Here is a 3,117-nt window from a genome sequence, read left to right on the forward strand (position 1 = left end):
CAAACGAGCGGGTTTGAACCGAGCGATTTGCCTGCACATTTCCGAGCCGATCGAACCACCTGCACCAGTCACCATCACGACGCGACCGCAGACATATTCCTCGATAGCACTGGTATCCAATGTGACCGCCTCGCGACCCAACAAGTCCTCAATGTCCACCGCCCGGATCTGGTTGACCGTCACACGTCCTTCCAACAGGTCCGCCACGGCGACATTCGCGCCTGCGGCGGCGTAAGCTTCACAGATGGCGCGCCCAATGCCCCGGGCGCCGCCGGTGATCAGTGCCACTTTCCCTTCGAGCCGCTTCATTCGATACGAAGTCCTTTGTCGTCGAACTTGTGAATGAGGGCCGGATCGGGCGTCAGATAGATTGTATCGCCATGGCCCATGGCGACGTCGCCGGTCGCGCGCACGGTAAGGGGTTCGGCAAAGCCATCGACATTGACATGGAAGAAGGTATCGCTGCCCAAGCGTTCGGACACGCCAACGGTGCCCTTCCAATCGCCAGTCGTGTCAGAAACGGCGATATGTTCGGGCCGGATGCCGATTGTCGTGGCGTTATGCTTGGCGGCCTCGGGACCTTCCATCTGGTTCATTTTTGGCGAACCGATAAAGCCACCGACGAACTTGTTGCGGGGGGTACGGTACAGTTCGAGCGGGCTTCCGACCTGTTCGATCACACCTGCCTGCAATACAACTATCTTGTTAGCCATTGTCATCGCTTCAACCTGGTCGTGGGTGACGTAGACCATTGTGGTATCAAGCTTTTTGTGAAGCTCGCTGATTTCCATCCGCATGCCTACTCGAAGGGCTGCGTCGAGGTTGGACAAAGGTTCGTCAAACAGGAACGCCGCTGGTTCGCGTACAATAGCGCGTCCGATGGCCACGCGTTGACGCTGTCCACCGGAAAGTTGCCCAGGTCGACGATCCAGATAGTCCGTCAGGTTCAGCGCCTTGGCAGCAGAAGCAATACGCTTGTCCTGTTCTTCCTGGCTCATCTTCGCCATCTTCATTGGAAAGGCGATGTTTTTGCGGACCGACATATGTGGGTACAAAGCATAGCTTTGGAACACCATCGCAAGGCGGCGCTTGGCAGGGGGCAGGCCGGTTGCATCTTCACCGTCGATTTCAATCGTGCCGGACGTTGTGTCTTCCAGTCCGGCGATCAGGCGCAGCAACGTGGACTTGCCGCAGCCCGAGGGGCCGACGAAAACCACGAACTCGCCGTCGTTGATCTCAAGATCCAAAGGCGGGATGACTTCGACGTCGCCAAATTTCTTTTGCACCTGCTTAAGCTGTATGCGTCCCATAGTCTTATTCCTTACTTTACAGCACCGAAGGTGAGACCCCGGACAAGTTGTTTCTGGCTGAACCAGCCCATGATGAGGATCGGCGCGATGGCCATGATTGAGGCCGCGCTAAGTTTCGCGTAAAACAGGCCTTCCGGGCTTGAATAACTGGCGATGAAAGCGGTCAAAGGGGCCGCTTTGGCCGCAGTTAGATTGAGCGTCCAGAAGGCTTCGTTCCAAGCTAGAATAATGTTGAGCAACACTGTTGACGCGATTCCAGGGATAGCCATCGGCGTCAGAACATAGATTATCTCGTCACGAAGCGTGGCGCCATCCATCCGCGCCGCTTCAAGGATTTCAACAGGGATTTCCTTAAAGTAGGTATAAAGCATCCAGACGATGATCGGCAGGTTGATCATCATCAAAACGAACACCAGCATCGCACGGTTATCTAGAATGTCGAACTGAATGCAAATCAGATAAATCGGGATCAACACGCCCACGGGTGGCAGCATCTTGGTCGACAGCATCCACATCAACACGTTTTTGGTTTGCTTGGCCGGCACAAAGGCCATCGACCAGGCGGCGGGTACGGCGACCAGCAACCCCAAGACTGTGGAACCTACCGAAATGATAACCGAGTTCATGAAGAACTTGAAGTAATCCGACCTTGCGTTGACCTCAAGATAGCCGTTCACGGACCATCCTGAGTTAAACAGAACCTCCAGCGGCGCGCGGACCGCGTCCTCTTCCGTCTTAAATGACAGGATCAGGATCCAAAGGATCGGAAAGAACATCATCAAGCCAAGGGTTCCGGCGATTGCCGTATTCGCGACCTTTTTTTGGTTTGAGACTGCGCGGGCCATATCGTCTCTCCTTTAGGCGTCGAGGTTTTTGCCGATCATCCGCATCAGGAAGATCGCAACAATGTTGGCAAGGATGATGGCAACGACACCACCGGCACTGCCCAAGCCCACATCGAATTGCAGCAGGGAAGATACATAGACAAGGTACGTCAGGTTCGTCGTCGCAGTCCCCGGGCCCCCATTTGTGGTCACAAGAATTTCAGCGAAGATCGACAACAAGAAAATCGTCTGGATCAGGATCACAACCGTGATCGCCCGCGCCATATGCGGCAGGATCAGATGCCAGAACTGGTTGATCCAGCTGGCGCCATCCATTTCAGCGGCTTCCATTTGTTCTTGGTCCAGCGATTGCAGCGCAGTCAGCAGGATCAGGGTCGCAAACGGCAGCCACATCCACGAGACAATGAAGATGATCGATATGAGCGGAATTTGACCAAAGAAATCGATCGGCTGAAATCCAAACGTTTTGGCTATAGCCGCAAAGATGCCGTTCACGGGATTCATGAACATGTTCTTCCAAACAAGGCCAGAAACGGTTGGCATGACGAAGAACGGGGCAATGACCATTATGCGAATAAGGCCAGTGCCAAACATCGGACGGTCCAGCAGCAACGCGAAACAAATTCCGCCAATCGTGGTGATTGTCAGCACGCCCCCCACAAGGAAAAGCGTGTTGAACATCGCCGCGCTAAAGCTCGGGTCAGTGAAGAACCAATAGTAGTTTTCCAACCCGACGAACGGGGTCGAGCCCGGCTGTAGCAGATTGTAGCGTAGGAACGAGAAGTAGAGCGTCATCACAAGCGGGATGATCATCCAACCCAAAAGCAGAATGACTGCGGGCGAAATCATTAGTCGTGCGGCTGTTCTGGATGCTTTTGTCGACACGCGCAATCTCCCCCTCGAAGATTAGCATATTGGCACTTGAAGAAAGACCAAGCCGATCTTTGCCGAAATACTAAGGT

Annotated in this window: 4 protein-coding genes; all 4 read right to left on the reverse strand. The window is 54.3% G+C overall.

Features of this window, described 5'->3' with window-relative positions; translation table 11 throughout:
- Window positions 1–309: SDR family NAD(P)-dependent oxidoreductase (locus tag Q1B15_RS11995; RefSeq protein WP_299753972.1), on the reverse strand; the 309-nt coding region annotated here is incomplete at its 3' end.
- Window positions 306–1,310 (reverse strand): ABC transporter ATP-binding protein, encoded by a 1,005-nt coding sequence (locus Q1B15_RS12000; RefSeq protein WP_299753973.1) that lies wholly within the window; start codon window positions 1,308–1,310, stop codon window positions 306–308. The genes Q1B15_RS11995 and Q1B15_RS12000, both read right to left, overlap by 4 nt.
- Before the next feature lie 11 nt (window positions 1,311–1,321).
- The gene (locus Q1B15_RS12005; protein ID WP_299753974.1) at window positions 1,322–2,155 is read right to left on the reverse strand and encodes a carbohydrate ABC transporter permease; all 834 of its coding nucleotides are present in this window, start codon (window positions 2,153–2,155) and stop codon (window positions 1,322–1,324) included.
- Window positions 2,156–2,167: 12 nt separating this feature from the next.
- Window positions 2,168–3,040 carry a sugar ABC transporter permease gene (locus Q1B15_RS12010; RefSeq protein ID WP_299753975.1) on the reverse strand — a complete coding sequence of 291 codons (873 nt, stop codon included), beginning with the start codon at window positions 3,038–3,040 and terminating at the stop codon, window positions 2,168–2,170.
- Window positions 3,041–3,117 lie beyond the last annotated feature (77 nt).

The organism is uncultured Boseongicola sp. (assembly GCF_937988555.1).
In the GTDB taxonomy this organism is placed as follows: Bacteria; Pseudomonadota; Alphaproteobacteria; order Rhodobacterales; family Rhodobacteraceae; genus Boseongicola.

Coding starts and splice junctions, on each gene's coding strand:
- Q1B15_RS12005 (WP_299753974.1), bottom strand. CDS start 2,155: ATGGCCCGCGCAGTCTCAAACCAAAAAAAGGTCGCGAATACGGCAATC.
- Q1B15_RS12000 (WP_299753973.1), bottom strand. CDS start 1,310: ATGGGACGCATACAGCTTAAGCAGGTGCAAAAGAAATTTGGCGACGTC.